This window comes from Streptomyces sp. NPDC126510, assembly GCF_040302345.1.
Classification (GTDB): domain Bacteria; phylum Actinomycetota; class Actinomycetes; order Streptomycetales; family Streptomycetaceae; genus Streptomyces.
Genome location: NZ_JBEORR010000020.1, coordinates 77,435 through 95,285, shown reverse-complemented (window position 1 = coordinate 95,285; position 17,851 = coordinate 77,435). Strand labels below are relative to the sequence as shown.

The window sequence follows — 17,851 nt, the reverse complement described above, 5'->3', positions numbered from 1 at the left end:
GCCCGTCCGAAGCAGGCCCACCCCAACCGGTCCCGCCTGAATCGTGCCCCGACAGCGGGACCCCGTTCAGCGCGACAGCGCGACCGACAACGAGTGTCACTCGACCCCCACTCCTGGAGCCGTCATGAGACACCGCCCCACCTCTCCACGCCCGGCCACCGTGGCCGCCGCCCTGCTCGCCCTCTTGCTGTCCTTCCTCGCTCTCACCCCGCCGGCCCAGGCGGCGCCCACCGGCTTCCGGGTGCAGAACGGCCGGCTGCTGGAGGCCGGCGGGAACGACTTCGTGATGCGGGGCGTCAACCACGCCCACACCTGGTATCCGGACCGCATCAGCTCCCTCGCCCACATCAAGGCCAAGGGCGCCAACACCGTGCGCGTGGTCCTCTCCAGCGGCGACCGCTGGACCCGCAACGACGCCGCCGACGTGGCGAACGTGGTCTCCCAGTGCAAACAGAACCGGCTGATCTGCGTCCTGGAGGTGCACGACACCACCGGCTACGGCGAGCAGAGCGGAGCCGTCTCGCTCTCCCGGGCCGCCGACTACTGGATCGACATGAAGAGCGTTCTGGCCGGCCAGGAGGACTACGTCATCGTCAACATCGGCAACGAGCCGCACGGCAACATCGGTTACGCGGCTTGGACAGCCGACACCAAGGCCGCGATCCAGAAGCTCCGCGCCGCCGGGTTCGACCACACGATCATGGTCGACGCGCCCAACTGGGGCCAGGACTGGGCGTTCACGATGCGCGACAACGCCGCCTCGGTCTTCGCGGCCGACCCCGACGCCAACACGGTCTTCTCGGTCCACATGTACGGCGTCTTCGACACCGCCGCCGAGATCACCGACTACCTGAACCGGTTCGTCACCGCCCGGCTGCCCGTCGTCATCGGCGAGTTCGGCCACGACCACTCGGACGGCAACCCCGACGAGGACACCATCCTGGCGGTGGCCCAGCAGCTCCGCCTCGGCTACCTCGGCTGGTCGTGGAGCGGCAACGGCGGCGGCGTCGAGTACCTGGACCTGGTGACGAACTTCGACCCGGACCAGCTCACCTCCTGGGGGCAGCGCCTCTTCAACGGCGCGAACGGCATCGCCGCCACCGCCAAGGAGGCCGCGATCTACGGCTCCGGCGGAGGCGACACCACTCCCCCGACGGCCCCCGGCACCCCCACCGCCTCCGGTGTGACCTCCTCGTCCGCCACCCTGACCTGGGCCGCCGCCTCCGACGCGACGGGCGTCACCGGCTACGACGTCGTGCGGATCAGCGGCGGCTCCGAGTCGGCCGTCACCAGCACCACGAAGACCACCGCCACCCTCACCGGCCTGTCCCCCGCGACCTCCCACACCTTCGCCGTCTACGCCCGGGACGCCGCCGGCAACCGCTCGCCCCGCTCGGGCACGGTGACGGTCACGACCCCGTCCGGCGGCTCACCGTCGGCCTGCGGTGTCGGCTACCGGGTGACGGGCAGCTGGCCCGGCGGCTTCCAGGGCGAGATCGTCCTCCGCAACACGGGCACGTCGGCGATCAACGGCTGGACGCTGCGCTGGACCTTCCCGGACAGCCAGCGCGTCACCAACCTCTGGGGCGGTACGGCGACCCAGAGCGGCTCCGCGGTGAGCGTGGCGGCCGCCTCGTACACCGCGACGATCCCCGCGTCGGGATCGGTCACCCTCGGCTTCACGGCCTCCCGGTCGACGGCCAACCCCAGCCCGACGGCCTTCACCCTGAACGGCGCCGACTGCTCCGTGAGCTGACCGTGCCCCGTGCGGCGGTGCCGCCGCGGCCCCCGGGCCGGGCGGCACCGCCGTCGATGTGATCCGCGCTACAGCTCCACGGAAAGCGGTTTACGTCGTTCCGCAGTGGTCAGGCGGCGGGGATGTCGCACCGGCACCCCATCGCCGCATCTCCGGCAAGACGCGTCTACGCCCGCCCGGGTTCCCCGCTCGCCGCGCGGGAGGCGTGATGAGCGAGGACACCCTGCGCATCCGCGCGGTCCCGAACGGAGCGACGGAACCGAAGACACCGCCCGTGCCCCAGGCGGCCGGCCGCCGTGACGCGTTCTTCGACAACGCGAAGTACCTGGCGATCGTGCTGGTGGCGATCGGGCACTCGTGGGAGCCCCTGCGGGACGGCAGCCGGGCGGCCTCCGCGCTCTACATGGTCGTGTACGCCTTCCACATGCCGGCGTTCATCGTGATCTCCGGCTACTTCTCGCGCTCCTTCGACGCGAGCCCGGGGCGGATCAAGCGCCTGATCACCGGCCTCGTCGTGCCGTACATCGTTTTCGAGACGGCGTACACCCTGTTCACCCGGTGGACCGATCAGGAACCGGACCGGCCGGTGACCCTGCTGGACCCCCTGTATCTGACCTGGTTCCTGATCGCCCTGTTCATCTGGCGGCTGACCACGCCGATCTGGCAGCGCGTGCGGTGGCCGCTGCCGGTCGCCCTGGTCATCGCGATGCTGGCGACGCTCTCGCCGTCCATCGGCAACGACCTCGATCTGCAGCGCATGCTGCAGTTCCTGCCGTACTTCGTCGTCGGTCTGCTGCTGCGGCCCGAGCACTTCCAGCTGGTGCGGCGCCGTGCGGCGCGGATCCTGGCCCTTCCGGTCTTCGCCGGTGCGCTCGTCGTGGCCTACTGGGCGGTGCCGCGGATGAGCGGGGCCTGGTTCTACCACCGCGACAGCGCCGAGGAGCTGGCCGCGCCCTCGTGGTACGGGCCCGTGATGACGCTGGTGACGTTCGGCTGCTCGCTGGTCCTGGTCGCCTGTTTCCTCGCCTGGGTGCCCGGCCGCCGCATGTGGTTCACGGTGCTGGGCGCGGGCACGCTCTACGGCTACCTGCTGCACGGCTTCGTCGCGCAGGGGTCCAAGTTCTGGGGCTGGTACGAGCCGGCGTGGGTGCACCGGCCCCCGGGCGAGATCCTCGTGACGGTCGTCGCCGCCCTGCTCGTGACCGTGCTGTGCACCCCGCCGGTGCGGCGGGTGTTCCGCTGGGTGATCGAGCCCGACATGGCGTGGGCGTTCCGCCGGGACGCACGCGATCAGGCCCGGGAGCGCAACGCCGTACGGGCGTGAGGCGCCGGGGGGCCGACCGCCGCACTCGCCCCGCGCCCGACCGCGGGGCGAGTGCGGCGCATCCGCGAGTCGCTCGTTACCCTCTCTTGACGATCGAGGTGTGACCGATCACAATTCTCGCATGAATGTGACCGGTCACACCAGACGCCCGGCGAGCATCCGGGATGTCGCCACGGCCGCGGGGGTCTCGTACCAGACGGTCTCACGGGTGATCAACGGTCATCCCAGCGTCCGGCCGTCCACCCGGGAGCGGGTGCAGGCCGCCATCGAGGAGCTGGGCTTCCGGCGCAACGCCACCGCTCTCGCCCTGGCGAGCGGACGCACCCGCACCGTGACCGTGCTCACCTCGAACACCACCCACTACGGGTACGCCTCGATCCTGCAGGGCATCGAGGAGTCCGCCCGTGCCGCGTCCTACGCGGTCGGCATCGGCGTGCTGGAATCCGCCGAGGACGCGGCCGTCGCCGCCGAAGTGCAGCGCGCGACGGACACCGGCGGCGGGATCGTCGTGATCGCCTACGATCCGGCCGGTGTGCGGGCGCTGGATGCCGTGCCCCCGGGGGTGCCGGTCGTGGGCGTGGTCGAGACCCCGGCGAGCCCGCCCGGCGGCGAGAGCCCCTGGGTGTGGACGGACGACCGCGAGGCCGCCTACCAGGCGACCCGCCATCTGCTCTCCCTCGGCCACGAGACCGTGCACTACGTCGCCATCCCCTCCAGCACCCGCCGCACCAGCGCCCGCACCAGCGGCTGGCGGCAGGCGCTGAAGGAGGCGGGCGCCCCCGAACCCCGTCCGGCGCAGAGCAGCTGGGGACCGGCGGGCGGTCACGCCGCGGCGCTGAAACTGGCGCGGGACACGTCCGTCACCGCGATCCTGTGCGGCAACGACGACCTCGCCCTCGGCGTGCTGCGCGCCCTGCACGAGTTGGGCCGCCCGGTGCCCGGCGAGGTCAGCGTGGCCGGGTTCGACGACGCCCCGCACTCCGCCTTCCTCACTCCGTCCCTGACCACCGTGCGCCTGGACTTCACCGGCCTCGGCCGGGCCGCCTTCGCCCTGCTGCACGGCGCCTTGGAGGAGTCCGCCCCGGTCGCCCCGCATCCCGTGTCCGAACCGGAACTGGTGGTGCGGGAGAGCTCGGGCCCACCGCCCGCCCGTGTCTGAACAGCCCCTGTGCGCACCGTAGCCGCGCGTCCGGTCTTCTGAACCCCACCGCGTGCGGCGAAAGATCGTGTCCGGAATCACCAGTGGAGCCGTCAACCGACCGGAGGTCCAGCAGCGTGATCACCCCCACCCCCACGAGATCCCGCACCAGAACCGCTCTGTTCGCAGCACTACTTGGAGCAGCCGCCATGGCAGCCACCCTTCCCGCGACCGGAGCGGCGGCCGCGGCCGCCGCTCCGCAGCGCCTGACCGTCGACCTGGACTCGTCCGAGGGCCCGGTGATGCTCGGCGCCAACGGCTCGCTCTACGGGCTCAGCGACGACGGGGTGCCCAGTGACGCCGTGATGGAGCCGCTGAAGATCACCAGCGTCTCCCAGAAGCCGGAGGGCGGCGCCCAGCATCCCAACGGCGACGCGCTCACGGTCTCCCGGTCGTTCTTCCGCACCGGCGGCGGCGAGATCAACGTGATGATGCAGGACATCTACGCGAAGTGGCCGTACGAGGACCTCGGCATCGACGACTACCTCCCCAAGGTCGACAAGATCGTCAAGGAGATAGCGGCCGACCCGAACAGCGACCGCTTCGTCTACATCCCGTTCAACGAGCCCGACCAGATCTGGTACAAGCTCGACGTCAAGGACCAGGCTCAGTACGAGAAGAACCGCGACCGGTTCTTCGAGGACTGGAAGACGGTGTACCAGCGGATCCGCGCGATCGACCCGGACGCGAGGATCGCCGGGCCCAACGAGGCCGGGTACCACACCCGCCTGCTGAGGGACTTCCTCGCCTTCGCGAAGCGGGAGGACGTGCTGCCCCAGGTGATGACCTGGCACGAGCTCGGTTCCGGTTCGCTGCGTGACTTCCAGGCGCACCACGACGACTACCGCGCGCTGGAGCGCGAGGCGGGCATCGCCCCGCTGAAGATCAACATCGACGAGTACGCCAACCGCCGCGACCTGTCCGTGCCCGGGCAGCTCGTGCAGTGGGTGTCGATGTTCGAGCGCAACAAGGTGTACGCCAACATGGCGTACTGGGACGCCGCCGGCAATCTCAGCGGCCAGATGGTGCGCACGAACATCCCGAACGGCGGCTGGTGGCTGTTCCGCTGGTACGCGGGCCTGACCGGGAACACCGTGAAGGTGACGCCGCCGCGGCCGAACACCGTCGACACCCTCCAGGGCCTCGCGTCCCTGGACCCCTCCCGCCGCCAGGCCCAGGTGCTGCTCGGGGGCGCGGACGGTGACGCGGACGTGGTCGTCGAGAACGTCCCGCGGTCCGCGTTCGGGCGTACGGTCACCGCGACCGTCGCCGAGGCCGCCTGGTCGGGATACGAAGGGCAGCATCCGGCGCCGCGGGTCCTCGCGCGCACCAAGGTGAAGATCGCAGAGGACGGCTCCGCGACCGTCCCGCTGCGCGGCCTGCACAAGATGTCCGCGTACCGGATCGTGCTCACTCCCGGCGGCTCGGGCAGCCCGTCCGCCGTCTCCGTCCCGTGGTCGGCGTCGTACGAGGCCGAGGACGCCGCCATCACCGACGGCAGGGTCTACACCCAGGGCACGGTGAGCAACGCCAACGGCTACGCGGCCTCCGGCACCAAGGACGTCGGTTCCCTCAACCAGCCCGGCAGCCAGGTCGCGTTCACGGTGGACGTGCCGAAGGACGGCACCTACGACCTGTCGATCCTCTACGGCAACCAGTCCGGCGGCCCCGCCACACAGAAACTGATCGTCGACGGCGCCGACCCGGTGACGGTCACCTACGCCTCCACCGAGAACTGGACCTACCGCGCCAAGAAGGACGTCGGCGTCCGGCTGACGGCGGGAACGCACCGACTGGTGCTCGCCAAGGGCGCCGCCGAGGTCACGCTCGACCGGATCGACCTGACGGCCCGCACGGGCCCGGCCTCCGCGTCGTACGAGGCGACCCTGGCGGACATCAGCGGCACGCCGTCCTACGACTACACGTCCTCGGCCGGCGTGGGCACCGGCGCCCTGGTGCTGCGCCCGGGTGACAAGGCCGTCTTCGACGTCTATGCGCCGCGCGACGGCTACTACACGGTCACGCCGCGGACCTCGGCCGCGGTGAAGCTCGTCCTGCACGGCGAGAGGGTCACGGCGACGCCCGGCCGCCCGCTGCGGCTGTACCTCGTCGCGGGCAACAACCGGGTCGCGATGACGTCGGGCCACGCCGCAGTCCGCTCCCTGGACGTCTCGGGCGACGGCTCGGCCGCGGGCACCCTCTCCTACGAGGGCGCCTCGGCCACGCTCGCGGGTGGCGCGAAACTCGTCGACTCCCCGCACGCCTCCGCCGGCTCGTACATCGGCGAGCTGGGCAACAGCCCCTCCAGCACCGCCGGGTTCACGGTGGAAGCCCCCAGGTCCGGCCGGTACGTGCTGGTCGTCCACTACGCCCACAACGACCGCCGGGACAACGGCCACGCCTACAACACGGACATCATGTCCCGGACGGCGGACATCACGGTCGGGAGCGCCGCACCGCGGAAGGTCACCTTCAAGAACACCTGGAGCGAGGACGACTACTGGACGGTCGGCGTCCCGGTCGATCTGGCGAAGGGAGCGAACAAGGTGACGTTCGGCAACGCCACGGCCTGGGCGCCGGACATCGACCGGATCGAGCTGGGCCGCGTCGTGGGCTGAGCCGTGCGGTGACGGATGACTCCGGTGCCGCAGTCCGCCGCGGAGGCGGGCTGCGGCACCGTCGCGTCCGGGGTGATCCCTTTTCAGCCAATCCCGGCGCGCGGGCACCCACAACACGGTCTCCCGCCGCTCGCACCCCTTATGCTTCTACAAGCTTGTAGAAGACAGCACACGCACATGAAGGAGTGGACGCCACCATGGTGTTCAAACGACTGCTCGGCGCGCTCGGTGTCGGCGGCCCCACGGTCGACACGGTCCTCGACCCCGCTCCCGTCCGGCCCGGCGGCACCCTCACCGGTCAGGTTCACCTCGCGGGCGGCAAGGCCGTCTTCGAGATCGAGCACATCACCCTGGAACTGGTGGCCCGGGTCGAGGCGGAGCACCAGGGCGGTGAGAGCGAGGGCGTCGTGGCCTTCGACCGGTTCACCGTCGGCGGCGGCTTCCGGCTCGCGGAGGGCGAGCGGCGCAGCCTGCCGTTCAGCGTGGTGCTGCCGTGGGAGACGCCGGTCACCGAACTGCACGGGCAGAGCCTGGGCGTGGTCCTCGGGGTGCGCACCGAGCTGTCGGTGGCGGGCGCGAAGGACAAGGGCGACCTCGACCAGCTGAACGTCTCGCCGCTGCCCGCGCAGGAGGCCGTGCTGGAAGCACTCGGCGGGCTCGGGTTCGGTTTCAGGTCGGCCGACCTCGAGTACGGACGCATCGGCGGTACGGGCCAGCGACTGCCCTTCTACCAGGAGATCGAGCTCCTCCCCGCTCCGCGGTACGCGCAGCAGATCAACGAGATCGAGCTGACGTTCCTGGCGAACCCAGGCGGGATGGAGGTGGTGCTGGAGGCGGACAAACGGGGCGGCTTCCTGTCCCCCGGCCACGACGCGCTCACCCGGTTCACGGTCTCCCACGACGCAGTGGGGCAACAGGACTGGCCCTCGCTCGTCGACGGCTGGATGCGGCAACTGGCCGAGCACCGGGCGTCGTACGCCACCCCGTCCGGGTACGGCTCGCCCATGACCCACGGCTCCCCCACCCCCTTCGGCCCGGGCGACCACGCACACAAGGCGGAGCACCACGACGGCCGCCGCTCGGGGCCGGGCATGGGAACGGCCGTCGCCGCGGGCGCGGCCGGGCTCGCGGTCGGAGTCGTCGGCGGCATGGTCGCGGGCGAAGTCGTCGACGAGGTCGGGGACTTCTTCGAGGGAGACGAGGAGGACGAGGGCTGACACCGGGGTGTCGCGCCCCCGGCCCCTCACAGCGGTGTCGCCGCGTGCAGGATGAGGACCATCGTCACCGCCGAGTTCGCCGACGACATCGCCGAGGCGGCCGTGCCCGCGGCCGCGCCCCACGCCGCCAGTCCGACCGCCGTGAACGCCGGCGGCCAGTGACGCACGGCGGGGGCGGGGCCGAGCAGCGCCGCCACCCGGCGCGGTACCGGTCCGGGGGCGGCGAGCCCGGCGAGGGTGGGATGGGGGGTGCCCCGCGAGACGAGTGCGGCCGTGCCGATCGCCCGTGCCACCGTACGGCGGCTGCCGATCGCCCGGGCCGCCTCCTCGTCCGCCCACCGCTCCGCCGTGTACGCCACGGCGGTGCGCAGCGGCCGCAGGAACGGGTTGGCACGGGCCGCCAGTTGCACGGCGAGCAGGAAGCGGTCGTGGCGTGCGGCGAGGTGCGCCCGCTCGTGGGCGAACAGCGCCCGCCGCTCGGCCGGCCGCAGCCGGTCCAGCAGGGCCGTGGTCACCACGACCCGGCCACGCCCCCGGCGCGGACCCGGGCCGTCGCCACCGGCACGCGGTACGGCACCACGACGGCGGCCTCCGGGCGGCAGCGCGTACGCGTAGGGCTCGGCGTCGGGCAGTACCGCCACCTCCGTCCCCCGCAGCCCGGCCAGGGCCAGATGGGCCCGGCGGCGCACCCGTCCGTGCCGCCGCACCGTCCGGGCACAGGCGACGACCACCGCGCACAGCGCGGGAATCGCGGCCTTGCCCACGACCTCGTCGTGGGGCACCGCCGCCCGCACCTCGGGGTCGGACCAGCCGTCCGGCAGTGGGTTGCCGGGCAGTTGGGCGGTGCCGACGACCATCACCAGCGCGAGACACACCGTGCTGCACAGCGCCAGCACCACGGCCATCACCGTCAGCAGCCGGGTCGCGGTGCGCGGATGCAGATGCTGTTCGGCCAGGCGCGCCACCGGCCAGGCCGTGAGCGGCAGGACGAGTGGCAGAAAGACGAAGACCCCCATGAGGCTTCAGTCGTCCCCTTCGCCCTGGGCCTGATCGAGCAGGTCACGCAGCAGCCGCTCCTCGTCCGGACCGAGACCGGTGACGAAACTGGCCAGCACGGCCCCGCGGTCGCTCTCGGCGTCCAGCACCTTGCGCATCTTGCGGGCGGCCAGGCCCGCCTGGTCCGAGGCCGGTGTCCAGGCGAAGGACCGGCCGACCCGCTCCCGGGTGACCGCGCCCTTGCCCAGCAGCCGGGTCAGGATCGTGATCACGGTCGTGTACGCGAGGTCGACGCCGAGGCGTTCCTGCACCCAGCCGGCCGTGGCCGGGCCGTCCGCCTCCCGCAGCGCCGACAGCACCAGCGCCTCCAGCTCGCCCTGACCCCTCCGGGGACGCTGCCCGGGATCCGTCACCGCCCTGCCTCCCTTACGCCGCCGTGTGTCGCCCTCGCGGCCATCGTAACGATCCACCGGCCCGGCCCCCACCTACTTCTACAGTGCTGTAGATTTCAGATGGGCATCACACCGCACACGCCAAACGCTCAAGAAGGAGTACCCCGTGGGAGTTTCCCTGTCCAAGGGCGGCAACGTCTCGCTCAGCAAGGAGGCGCCCGGTCTCACCGCCGTCCTGGTCGGACTGGGCTGGGACGTGCGCACGACGACGGGCGTCGACTACGACCTCGACGCCTCCGCCCTGCTCCTCGACGCCTCCGGCAAGGTCCCCTCGGACCAGCACTTCGTCTTCTACAACAACCTCAAGAGCCCGGACGGTTCGGTCGAGCACACCGGCGACAACCTCACCGGAGAGGGCGAGGGCGACGACGAGTCCGTCAAGGTCGACCTCGCCGCCGTCCCCGCCGACATCGACAAGATCCTGTTCCCGGTGTCGATCCACGACGCCGGCAACCGCGGCCAGAGCTTCGGACAGGTCAGCAACGCCTTCATCCGGGTCGTCAACCAGGCGGGCGGTCAGGAGATCGCCCGCTACGACCTGTCCGAGGACGCCTCCACGGAGACCGCGATGGTCTTCGGCGAGCTCTACCGCCACGGGGGCGAGTGGAAGTTCCGCGCGGTCGGCCAGGGATACGCCTCGGGCCTGGCCGGTATCGCCTCCGACTTCGGCGTCAACGTCTGACACGGACCGACCGCGCCGCCGGACCCGACCACGTGTGGCCGGGCCCGGCGGACGCATCAGCAACCGACCGGGAGACCCTGTGGCCGACCTGTCCCGCCTCCGCCCGGACGACCGCGCGGACTTCGAAGCCGTACTGCACCACGCGCTGGGCACCGCGGACATCCGTGGCGTCCTGGGCGCCGACCCGACCGGCCGGGCGGCAGCGCACCTGCGCGCCCACGCGCTCGCCCACGCCGACGACATCGCGGCGGCGGCCGAGCAGCCCTACCGCTCCTACCTCGCCGTGCGCCGGGCTGCCCGGCGAGAGGCGCGACACCCACTCGGCAGGGGCGAGCTGCTGCCGGCCCTCGCGGTGCTCACCCCGCTCGTGTCGGGCACGTCCGCCGCGGCACTGCTCCTGACCGGCGGCCTGCTCCACATCGCCGACGCCCTCGGCCCCCTGCCCGGATCGCTGATCGCGGCCGGCTGGACCCTGGCGCTCGTGGCGGCCCTGACCGGCCTCGCCGCGCTGGCCGCGCTGCTGCACACGGCCCTGCGCCGGCGCGGCGGCCCCCCGGCCGCCGACCAGGTGGAGCACGCCCGGCTGGTCTGGCGGCAGGAGCTGCTCGACCGCGGAATGCTGCCCCACCTGCACCGGCACCTGGTGCCGCATCCCGGGACGGCGGTCACGCCGTGCTCCGCGCCCGATACGCTCACGCCGTGCCCGGCCCGGGCGAGAGAGGACAGGACACCATGTTCGGACTGAGCGAGCTCGCGATCATTCTCATCGTCGTCATAGCCGTCATCGGGATGAAGAAGCTCCCCGAGCTGACCCGCTCGGCCGGAAAGGCGGCCCGCATCCTCAAGGCCGAGGCACGCGCGGCGAAGGACGAGGAGACCGGGACGGCCCCCGCTCCGCGGGTGGTCCAGGGCGAGATCGTCCCGCCGGGCACCGGCACGCCCCCGCCCGGCACCCGGGCGGCGGGCGCCCCGGACCACCCCTGATATGACGCCGATTACAGCGTGCGCTCCAGGCGGTCCGCCACGAGCCTGACGAACCGCGCCGGGTCCTTGGGCTGACCACCCTCGGCGAGGACCGCCAGGGTGTGCAGCAGCTCGGCGGACTCGGCGAGCTGGTCACGGTCCTCGCTCGCCAGGTACGCCTGGTGCAGGCCCTTCACCAGCGCGTGGCCCGGATTGAGCTCCAGGATCCGCTTGGTGCGCGGCACCTCCTGGCCCATCGCCCGGTACATGTTCTCCAGGGCCGGGGTCAGGTCGTGCGCGTCGGAGACGATGCAGGCCGGGGAGACGGTGAGCCGCGTGGAGAGACGAACCTCCTTGATGTCCTCCTCGAGCCGCTCCCGCATCCAGCCGAGCAGTCCGGCGTACTCCTCGGCCTGCTTCTCCCGCTCCTCGCCGGCCTTCTCCTCGTCCTCGGTGTCGAGGTCGATCTCGCCCTTGGTGACCGACCGCAACGTCTTGCCCTCGTACGTGCCGACGGCGTCGACCCAGACCTCGTCGACGGCGTCGGTGAGCAGCAGGACCTCGATGCCCTTGTCCCGGAACGCCTCCATGTGCGGGGAGTTCTCGACGCTCTGCCGGGACTCTCCGGTGATGAACCAGATGTCGTCCTGGCCGTCCTTCATCCGCTCCACGTACTGCGCGAGCGTGGTCGGCTCGTCGTCGGAGTGCGTGGTCGCGAACGAGGAGACGGCGAGGATGGCGTCGCGGTTCTCGGAGTCGGTGACCAGACCCTCCTTCAGGGCGGTGCCGAACTCCCGCCAGAACGTGGCGTAGCGCTCGGCGTCCTTGGTCCTGATCTCCTTGACCGTGGACAGCACCTTCTTGGTCAGCCGGCGCTGCATCATCCGGATGTGCCGGTCCTGCTGGAGGATCTCGCGGGAGACGTTGAGCGAGAGGTCCTGCGCGTCGACGACGCCCTTGACGAAGCGGAGGTAGGGCGGCAGCAGCGCCTCGCAGTCGTCCATGATGAACACGCGCTTCACGTATAGCTGGACCCCGCGCTTGAAGTCCCGCGTGAACAGGTCGTGCGGGGCGTGCGAGGGGACGAAGAGCAGCGCCTGGTACTCGAACGTGCCCTCGGCCTGGAGCCGGATCGTCTCCAGGGGCTCGCGCCAGTCGTGACTGATGTGCTTGTACAGCTCGTGGTACTCGTCGTCGGACACCTCGTCGCGCGAACGGGCCCACAGCGCCTTCATGGAGTTGAGCGTCTCGGGCTCGGGCGCGTCCTGCCCGTCCTTCGCCTCGGGCACCATCCGGATCGGCCAGGTGATGAAGTCCGAGTAGCGCTTGACGATCTCCCGGATCGTCCACTCGGAGGTGTAGTCGTGCAGCTGGTTCTCGGGGTCGGCGGGCTTGAGGTGAAGCGTCACGGACGTGCCCTGCGGCGCGTCGTCGACCCGCTCCAGGGTGTACGTGGCCTCGCCGCGCGACGTCCAGCGGGTCCCCTGGCTCTCGCCGGCGCGGCGGGTCACCAGCGTCACTTCGTCGGCCGCCATGAAGCCCGAGTAGAAGCCGACACCGAACTGGCCGATGAGCCCCTCGGCCCCGCCCGCGTCCTTGGCCTCCTTCAGCTCCTGGAGGAACGTGGCCGTTCCCGAGTTGGCGATGGTGCCGATGAGCCGGCCGACCTCGTCGTACGACATGCCGATGCCGTTGTCCCGCACCGTGAGGGTGCGGGCCTCCTTGTCGACGTCGAGCTCGATGTGCAGGTCCGACACATCGGCGTCGAGGGAGTCGTCCCGCAGCTTCTCCAGACGCAGTTTGTCGAGCGCGTCGGAGGCGTTGGAGACGAGCTCCCGGAGGAAGACATCCTTGTTCGAGTAGACCGAGTGGATCATCAGCTGGAGCAGCTGACGTGCCTCTACCTGGAACTCAAACGTTTCGGTCGTCATGGTTCGCGAATCCCTCACAGGTCCCACAGTCGCCTGAACTGGTGACAGTCACTGTAAAACACCAAGTCAGGCCGGGGCCCCGGAAGTCAGACGAGGTGGGCGAAGACGACCAGGTTCTCGGTGTAGTCCCGCGCCTTGCGGTCGTAGGAACCGGAGCACGTGATGAGCCGGACCTGGGCCCTCGGTGTGTCGCCGTACACGCGCTCGCTGGGGAAGTCGTCCTTCTCGAACGACTCCGTGGCGTCCACGGCGAAGGTCGCCTTGCTGCCGTCGGCCCGTGCGACCTGGAACCGGTCGCCCTTCCGCAGCGCGCTGAGCCCGGCGAACACGGCCGGTGAGGTCGCGGTGTCCACGTGCCCGGCGATGATCGCGGTGCCGACCTCTCCGGGCGTGTGGCCCTTGGCGTACCAGCCGACGAGGTTGATGTCGTTCGGCGGCGGGGGCTCCAGCTGGCCGAAGTCGTTGAGGGCGAGGTCGGTGAAGGGTGCGTCGACCGAGATCTTCGGGATGAGCAGACGCACCGGCCGGGACCGCGGCAGGTGCGGGCCGTCGGACCGGTTCGGCGCCGTGGACGCGGGCGTGTCGGGCAGGTCGGGGACGGCCGAGGGGGCAGCGACGGCGGGCGGCGCGTGCGGCGGGCCGGCGTCGTCGGGCGACTCACCGCTGCCGCCGAACAGGTTCACGGTCAGCACGAGCGCGGCCACCGACCAGACCACCGTCATGACGGCGCGGAAGCGCCGCTTCGACGGTGCCTGGCCGAGGCCGGAAAGAGCGGGGGGAGGGGCTGCCATCAGGGACCACCTCATTCGGGCACGGCAGCGGGCACGGCACGCGGGGGGACGAGCCGGGCCGCCGCGACGTGAGAGGCACGTGCGGCGGCCACGGCGGCTATCACGTCAGGCATCGGTCATACGGCGCCCTGCGTGGCCTTCCGGCGGCGCAGCGCGTACATGCCGGTGCCGGCGACCGCCAGCGCGGCCAGCCCGCCGGCGGTCACACCCGGCGCGGAGGCGAGCCCGCCGCCACCGGTGTGCATGCCACCGCGCGGCTTGTCGTGCTTGCCCTCCCAGGAGCCCTTCTCGTGCTTGTCGCCCCAGTCGCCCTTCTCCTCCTTGCCGCCCCAGTCGCCCTTGTCGCCGTAGCCGTCCTCTTCCTGCTTGCCGCCCCAGTCGTCCTCGTCCCGGTACGTGTCCGGGTCGTGCTTGGGGTTGTCCCAGTCGTCCGAGTTCACCGCGGCCAGCGCTCCGCCGCCGGTGTGCACGCCGCCGTGCGGCTTGCCGTGCTCGTGGTGCTTGCCCTCCCAGTCGCCCTTCTCGTGCCCGTGCTCCTTGCCGTGCTCCTTGCCGTGCTCCTTGCCGTGCTCCTTGCCGTGCTCCTTGCCGTGCTCCTCGTGCTTGCCCCCTTCGTCGCCCTTGGCGGCGTCGGAGTCCTTGTCGTGGGAGCCGTCCCAGTCGTCGGCGGTCACAGCGGCCAGCGCTCCGCCGCCCGTGTGCATGCCGCCACGCGGCCCGTCGTGGTTGTCGTCCTTGTGGTGCTCCTTGCTGTAGGAAGAGGTGGTGTCGTGGTCCCAGTCACCCGTCGCCTCGGCGTAGGCGGCAGGTGCGGCGATCGCGAGGGCGGCCGTTGCCGTGGCCGTCGCGAGCAGCATGCGGGCAGAGCGCATCGGTGAGTCCTTCCGTCGCGGTCCGGGCAGCTGACGCCTCGCCAGCTCACGAGACCCGGTCTCGACGTGAACCACCGTCAGTCATGCCGGTCCGTCCCACCATCCGGGGCGATCACACGGGTTACGACAACACTCCGACGGCGGCATACCCCGGCCGTGCGCCCGTCGCCCGGGGCCCTCGGTGTGCGCTCCCGTCAGCGGCGTCCGAACCCCCGGTGAGTCATACGGGCCGGGTCCGGGTCCGCCAGCTGGGCCGCCATGCCGACGAGGACCAGCCCGCCCGCGATGAGCAGGCCCTCGGCCAGGGCGATGCCGGATCCCAGCACGGCGACGCCGAACGCCAGCCCCCACCAGGCTCCGGTCCGCCGGTACTCGCGGGGCCGGGCGGGGCGGCCGGATCTCATCGCCCGGGTGAACCGGGGGTCCTCCCGCTCGAGTCGTGCTTCGAGAGCGACCAGACGGTGGTCTTCGGACTGGGGCACGGCTTCTCCTTCCCGGAGCCCGAGCGCTTCGAGGCAGTGCATGGCCGAGGCCATGACAAGTCCTGGGGTGTGGGGCCCTGTGACGGCGCGGAGGGAGACAGGCCGCCTTCGCGGTGGTGCGGCGTGCCACGGCTGTCTCACCCGGGCTTCAGCTTCTCCCCCCTCCAGCGGCTTCCACCATCGGGCCCCACCCTCATCCTTCCCGGTGGCCGTCCCCCACGAACGCCGGTCCGAACGCGGCGTGTTCGGTCCGAGGATGGGTGCTGTCACGGATGGCGGCAGGACCCGGCAGCGCACACCGCGGGAGGTGAGGTCTCCAGGAGGGGCACGCGGTGCCTTGTCCCGGCGGATCTTCCTGCCGGCGGCCGGACTCGCCGCGATCCGCCGGGGCCTGCCTCACCGTCCCCGTCCCGCCCTCGTACCCGATCCCGACCGGAACGGCCGACCATGAGCGATTCCCCCACCCGCATCCTGCTCGCCGACGACCACGCCCTGGTGCGGCGCGGTGTCCGGCTCATCCTGGACGCCGAGAACGACCTCACCGTGGTCGCGGAGGCCGACGACGGTGCCGAGGCCGTCGCCCGGGCCCGGGAGCACCGGCCCGACCTGGCCGTCCTCGACATCGCCATGCCCCGCCTGACGGGGCTCCAGGCGGCCCGGGAGCTGTCCCGGACCTGCCCGCAGACGCGGATCCTGTTCCTGACGATGTACGACAACGAGCAGTACTTCTTCGAGGCGCTCGGTGCCGGGGCCTCCGGCTACGTCCTCAAGTCCGTCGCGGACCGCGACCTGGTCGAGGCGTGCCGGGCGACGATGCGGGGCGAGCCGTTCCTGTATCCCGGTGCGGTCGAGGCGCTGATCCGCGACCATCTCGACCGGGCCCGGGAGGGCGGCGCGGGGTCCTCCCGGGGCCTCACCGACCGTGAGGAGGAGATCCTCAAGCTCGTCGCCGAGGGCCACACCTCGCAGCAGATCGCCGACCTGCTGGTCATCAGCCCCAAGACGGTGGAACGGCACCGCGCGAACCTGCTGCAGAAGCTCGGCCTGAGGGACCGTCTGGAAATGACCCGCTACGCCATCCGTGTCGGGCTGATCGAACCCTGAGCGCGTCCGCGACCGGTCACCGGCGCAGGCGCCCGCCCTCGGCGGGCCGATTGCTGTCCGGAGGGCGTCCGCGGCCGGTCGCCCGCTAGCGCTCGGCCTCGGCGGGCTGACGCGCGGACGGTGTGCTGTCGCCCGCGGGATCGGCGTCGTACGCCGGTGCCGTGCGGCGGGGCAGGAAGCCCTGACCCGCCCGGAGCGCGCGGGCGAGCAGATGTGCGCGTCCGGCTGCGATGGGGCCGAGGACCGCGAGGACGAGGACGTATCCCGCGATGAACGGGGCGAGCCGGGCGTCGAGACCGGCACCGGCGGCCATGGCGGCCAGGATCAGTGCGAACTCCCCGCGGGCCACGAGGGTGGTGGCGATCTCGGCGGCGGGATCGAGGCCGTAGCGGTAGACACGGGCGACGAGGAGGCCCGCGGCGACGTTCATGACGAGCGTCAGCGCGGCCGCCGCGGCGACCGGTCCGACCACGGAGACGATGTCGCCGGGGTCGATGGAGAGTCCGAAGGCGAAGAAGAAGATGGCCGCGAAGGCGTCGCGCAGCGGATGCACGAGGTCCCGGATACGCGGGCCGGAGGGGGTGCCGGCCAGGATCAGGCCGACCATGAACGCACCGATGGCGTCGGCGACTCCGAGGACCTCGGCGACTCCCGCCACCAGCACGGCCGCGCCGAGGAAGCTGATGACGAGCAGTTCGTTGTCGCGGGTCGCGATGAGCCGCCCCACCGGTTTGGTGCCGTAGCGGGCCGCCGCGGCCAGCAGCAGCAGGAAGCCGAAGGCCTTGGTGCCCTGCAGGAACATGTCGCCGACGCCCTGGGCGCCGCCGATGACGGGCTGGAGGGCGGCCAGGTACAGCGCGAGGAAGATGTCCTCCACCACGATGACGCCCAGGATGAGGCGCGTCTCCGGGCGGCCGATGCGGCCCAGGTCGATGAGGATCTTGGTGACGATGGCGGACGAGGAGATCCCGAGGACACCGGCGAGGACCAGTGCCTCGCGGACGCCCCAGCCCAGGGCGAAGCCGAAGGCCAGTCCCGCGCCGACGTTGAGCAGCAGGTAGATCCCGCCCGCCGTCAGCAGACGCCGGCCGCCGCTCTTGAGGTCGTCGAGGTGGAACTCCAGGCCCAGGTAGAAGAGCAGCAGCACCAGTCCGAGCGCCGAGAGCATCTCGAAGTCGTGGGCGTCCTGGACGATCACGAGGCCAGGAGTGTGGGGGCCGAGCAGGATGCCCGCGAGCATGAACAGCGGAATCGTGGGGAGCCCGATCCTGCCGCCGAGGCGGGCGAGGAGGGCGGCGGCCAGGAAGGCTCCGCCCATGGCGAGAAGGCTGTCAGCGTGTCCCACGGATCACCACCTTCGTGGACGCGCAGGCGGATCGTTTCACCGAACGGGGATGGATAGGGGCTCCTCCTCCAGGGGCTGTGACGGGCAGCGTCGTGCGCCGGGGGCGCGGACCCGGGACGC

16 protein-coding genes are annotated in these 17,851 nt (G+C 71.6%); 9 read left to right on the top strand and 7 right to left on the bottom strand.

Going from position 1 to position 17,851, the window contains the following annotated elements:
• Positions 1-124: 124 nt before the first annotated feature.
• The 5 genes from ABTX60_RS26670 to ABTX60_RS26650 all read left to right on the top strand — a co-directional run bounded on the left by ABTX60_RS26670 (position 125) and on the right by ABTX60_RS26650 (position 8,113).
• Entirely contained in the window at positions 125-1,756 is a 1,632-nt protein-coding gene (locus ABTX60_RS26670) for a cellulase family glycosylhydrolase (protein ID WP_352099541.1), read from the top strand.
• Positions 1,757-1,964: 208 nt separating this feature from the next.
• Positions 1,965-3,080 (top strand): acyltransferase family protein, encoded by a 1,116-nt coding sequence (locus tag ABTX60_RS26665; protein ID WP_352099540.1) that lies wholly within the window; start codon positions 1,965-1,967, stop codon positions 3,078-3,080.
• Between the two features lie 121 nt (positions 3,081-3,201).
• Positions 3,202-4,239, top strand: a complete 1,038-nt coding sequence (locus ABTX60_RS26660; protein WP_352099539.1) for a LacI family DNA-binding transcriptional regulator — start codon at positions 3,202-3,204, stop codon at positions 4,237-4,239.
• A 188-nt stretch (positions 4,240-4,427) separates the two neighbouring features.
• Entirely contained in the window at positions 4,428-6,896 is a 2,469-nt protein-coding gene (locus ABTX60_RS26655; RefSeq protein ID WP_352099538.1) for a CBM35 domain-containing protein, read from the top strand.
• A 197-nt stretch (positions 6,897-7,093) separates the two neighbouring features.
• A complete protein-coding gene (locus tag ABTX60_RS26650) occupies positions 7,094-8,113 on the top strand; it encodes a sporulation protein (RefSeq protein ID WP_352099537.1) in 1,020 nt (339 codons plus the stop codon).
• A gap of 26 nt (positions 8,114-8,139) precedes the next feature.
• Here ABTX60_RS26650 and ABTX60_RS26645 read toward each other — a convergent pair whose 3' ends face one another.
• Both ABTX60_RS26645 and ABTX60_RS26640 read right to left on the bottom strand, forming a co-directional pair.
• Positions 8,140-9,129 carry a M56 family metallopeptidase gene (locus tag ABTX60_RS26645; RefSeq protein ID WP_352099536.1) on the bottom strand — a complete coding sequence of 330 codons (990 nt, stop codon included), beginning with the start codon at positions 9,127-9,129 and terminating at the stop codon, positions 8,140-8,142.
• Between the two features lie 6 nt (positions 9,130-9,135).
• Entirely contained in the window at positions 9,136-9,522 is a 387-nt protein-coding gene (locus ABTX60_RS26640) for a BlaI/MecI/CopY family transcriptional regulator (protein WP_352099535.1), read from the bottom strand.
• A 145-nt stretch (positions 9,523-9,667) separates the two neighbouring features.
• On the opposite strand from ABTX60_RS26640, the gene ABTX60_RS26635 reads away from it, so the two are divergent.
• The 3 genes from ABTX60_RS26635 to ABTX60_RS26625 all read left to right on the top strand — a co-directional run bounded on the left by ABTX60_RS26635 (position 9,668) and on the right by ABTX60_RS26625 (position 11,227).
• Positions 9,668-10,243, top strand: a complete 576-nt coding sequence (locus ABTX60_RS26635) for a TerD family protein (protein ID WP_352099534.1) — start codon at positions 9,668-9,670, stop codon at positions 10,241-10,243.
• A gap of 79 nt (positions 10,244-10,322) precedes the next feature.
• Positions 10,323-10,988 carry a hypothetical protein gene (locus ABTX60_RS26630; RefSeq protein WP_352099533.1) on the top strand — a complete coding sequence of 222 codons (666 nt, stop codon included), beginning with the start codon at positions 10,323-10,325 and terminating at the stop codon, positions 10,986-10,988.
• Complete coding sequence (locus tag ABTX60_RS26625; protein ID WP_352099532.1) at positions 10,976-11,227, top strand: twin-arginine translocase TatA/TatE family subunit; 252 nt, start codon at positions 10,976-10,978, stop codon at positions 11,225-11,227. Before ABTX60_RS26630 ends, ABTX60_RS26625 begins: the two co-directional genes overlap by 13 nt.
• An 11-nt stretch (positions 11,228-11,238) precedes the next feature.
• Here ABTX60_RS26625 and htpG read toward each other — a convergent pair whose 3' ends face one another.
• From htpG to ABTX60_RS26605, 4 genes are all read right to left on the bottom strand, one after another.
• Positions 11,239-13,137, bottom strand: a complete 1,899-nt coding sequence (gene htpG, locus ABTX60_RS26620) for a molecular chaperone HtpG (RefSeq protein WP_352099531.1) — start codon at positions 13,135-13,137, stop codon at positions 11,239-11,241.
• A gap of 86 nt (positions 13,138-13,223) precedes the next feature.
• Positions 13,224-13,928, bottom strand: a complete 705-nt coding sequence (locus ABTX60_RS26615) for a class F sortase (protein ID WP_352099530.1) — start codon at positions 13,926-13,928, stop codon at positions 13,224-13,226.
• 116 nt (positions 13,929-14,044) lie between these two features.
• Entirely contained in the window at positions 14,045-14,800 is a 756-nt protein-coding gene (locus ABTX60_RS26610; protein ID WP_352099529.1) for a hypothetical protein, read from the bottom strand.
• A gap of 194 nt (positions 14,801-14,994) precedes the next feature.
• Positions 14,995-15,282, bottom strand: a complete 288-nt coding sequence (locus tag ABTX60_RS26605; RefSeq protein ID WP_352099528.1) for a DUF3040 domain-containing protein — start codon at positions 15,280-15,282, stop codon at positions 14,995-14,997.
• Positions 15,283-15,729: 447 nt separating this feature from the next.
• Here ABTX60_RS26605 and ABTX60_RS26600 point away from each other — a divergent pair, with 447 nt between their 5' ends.
• Entirely contained in the window at positions 15,730-16,386 is a 657-nt protein-coding gene (locus ABTX60_RS26600; RefSeq protein WP_352099527.1) for a response regulator, read from the top strand.
• Between the two features lie 85 nt (positions 16,387-16,471).
• Here the strand turns inward: ABTX60_RS26600 and ABTX60_RS26595 are convergent, their stop codons facing one another.
• On the bottom strand, positions 16,472-17,731 hold the full coding sequence (locus ABTX60_RS26595) for a cation:proton antiporter (RefSeq protein ID WP_352099526.1): 1,260 nt from the start codon (positions 17,729-17,731) through the stop codon (positions 16,472-16,474).
• Positions 17,732-17,851: the final 120 nt, after the last annotated feature.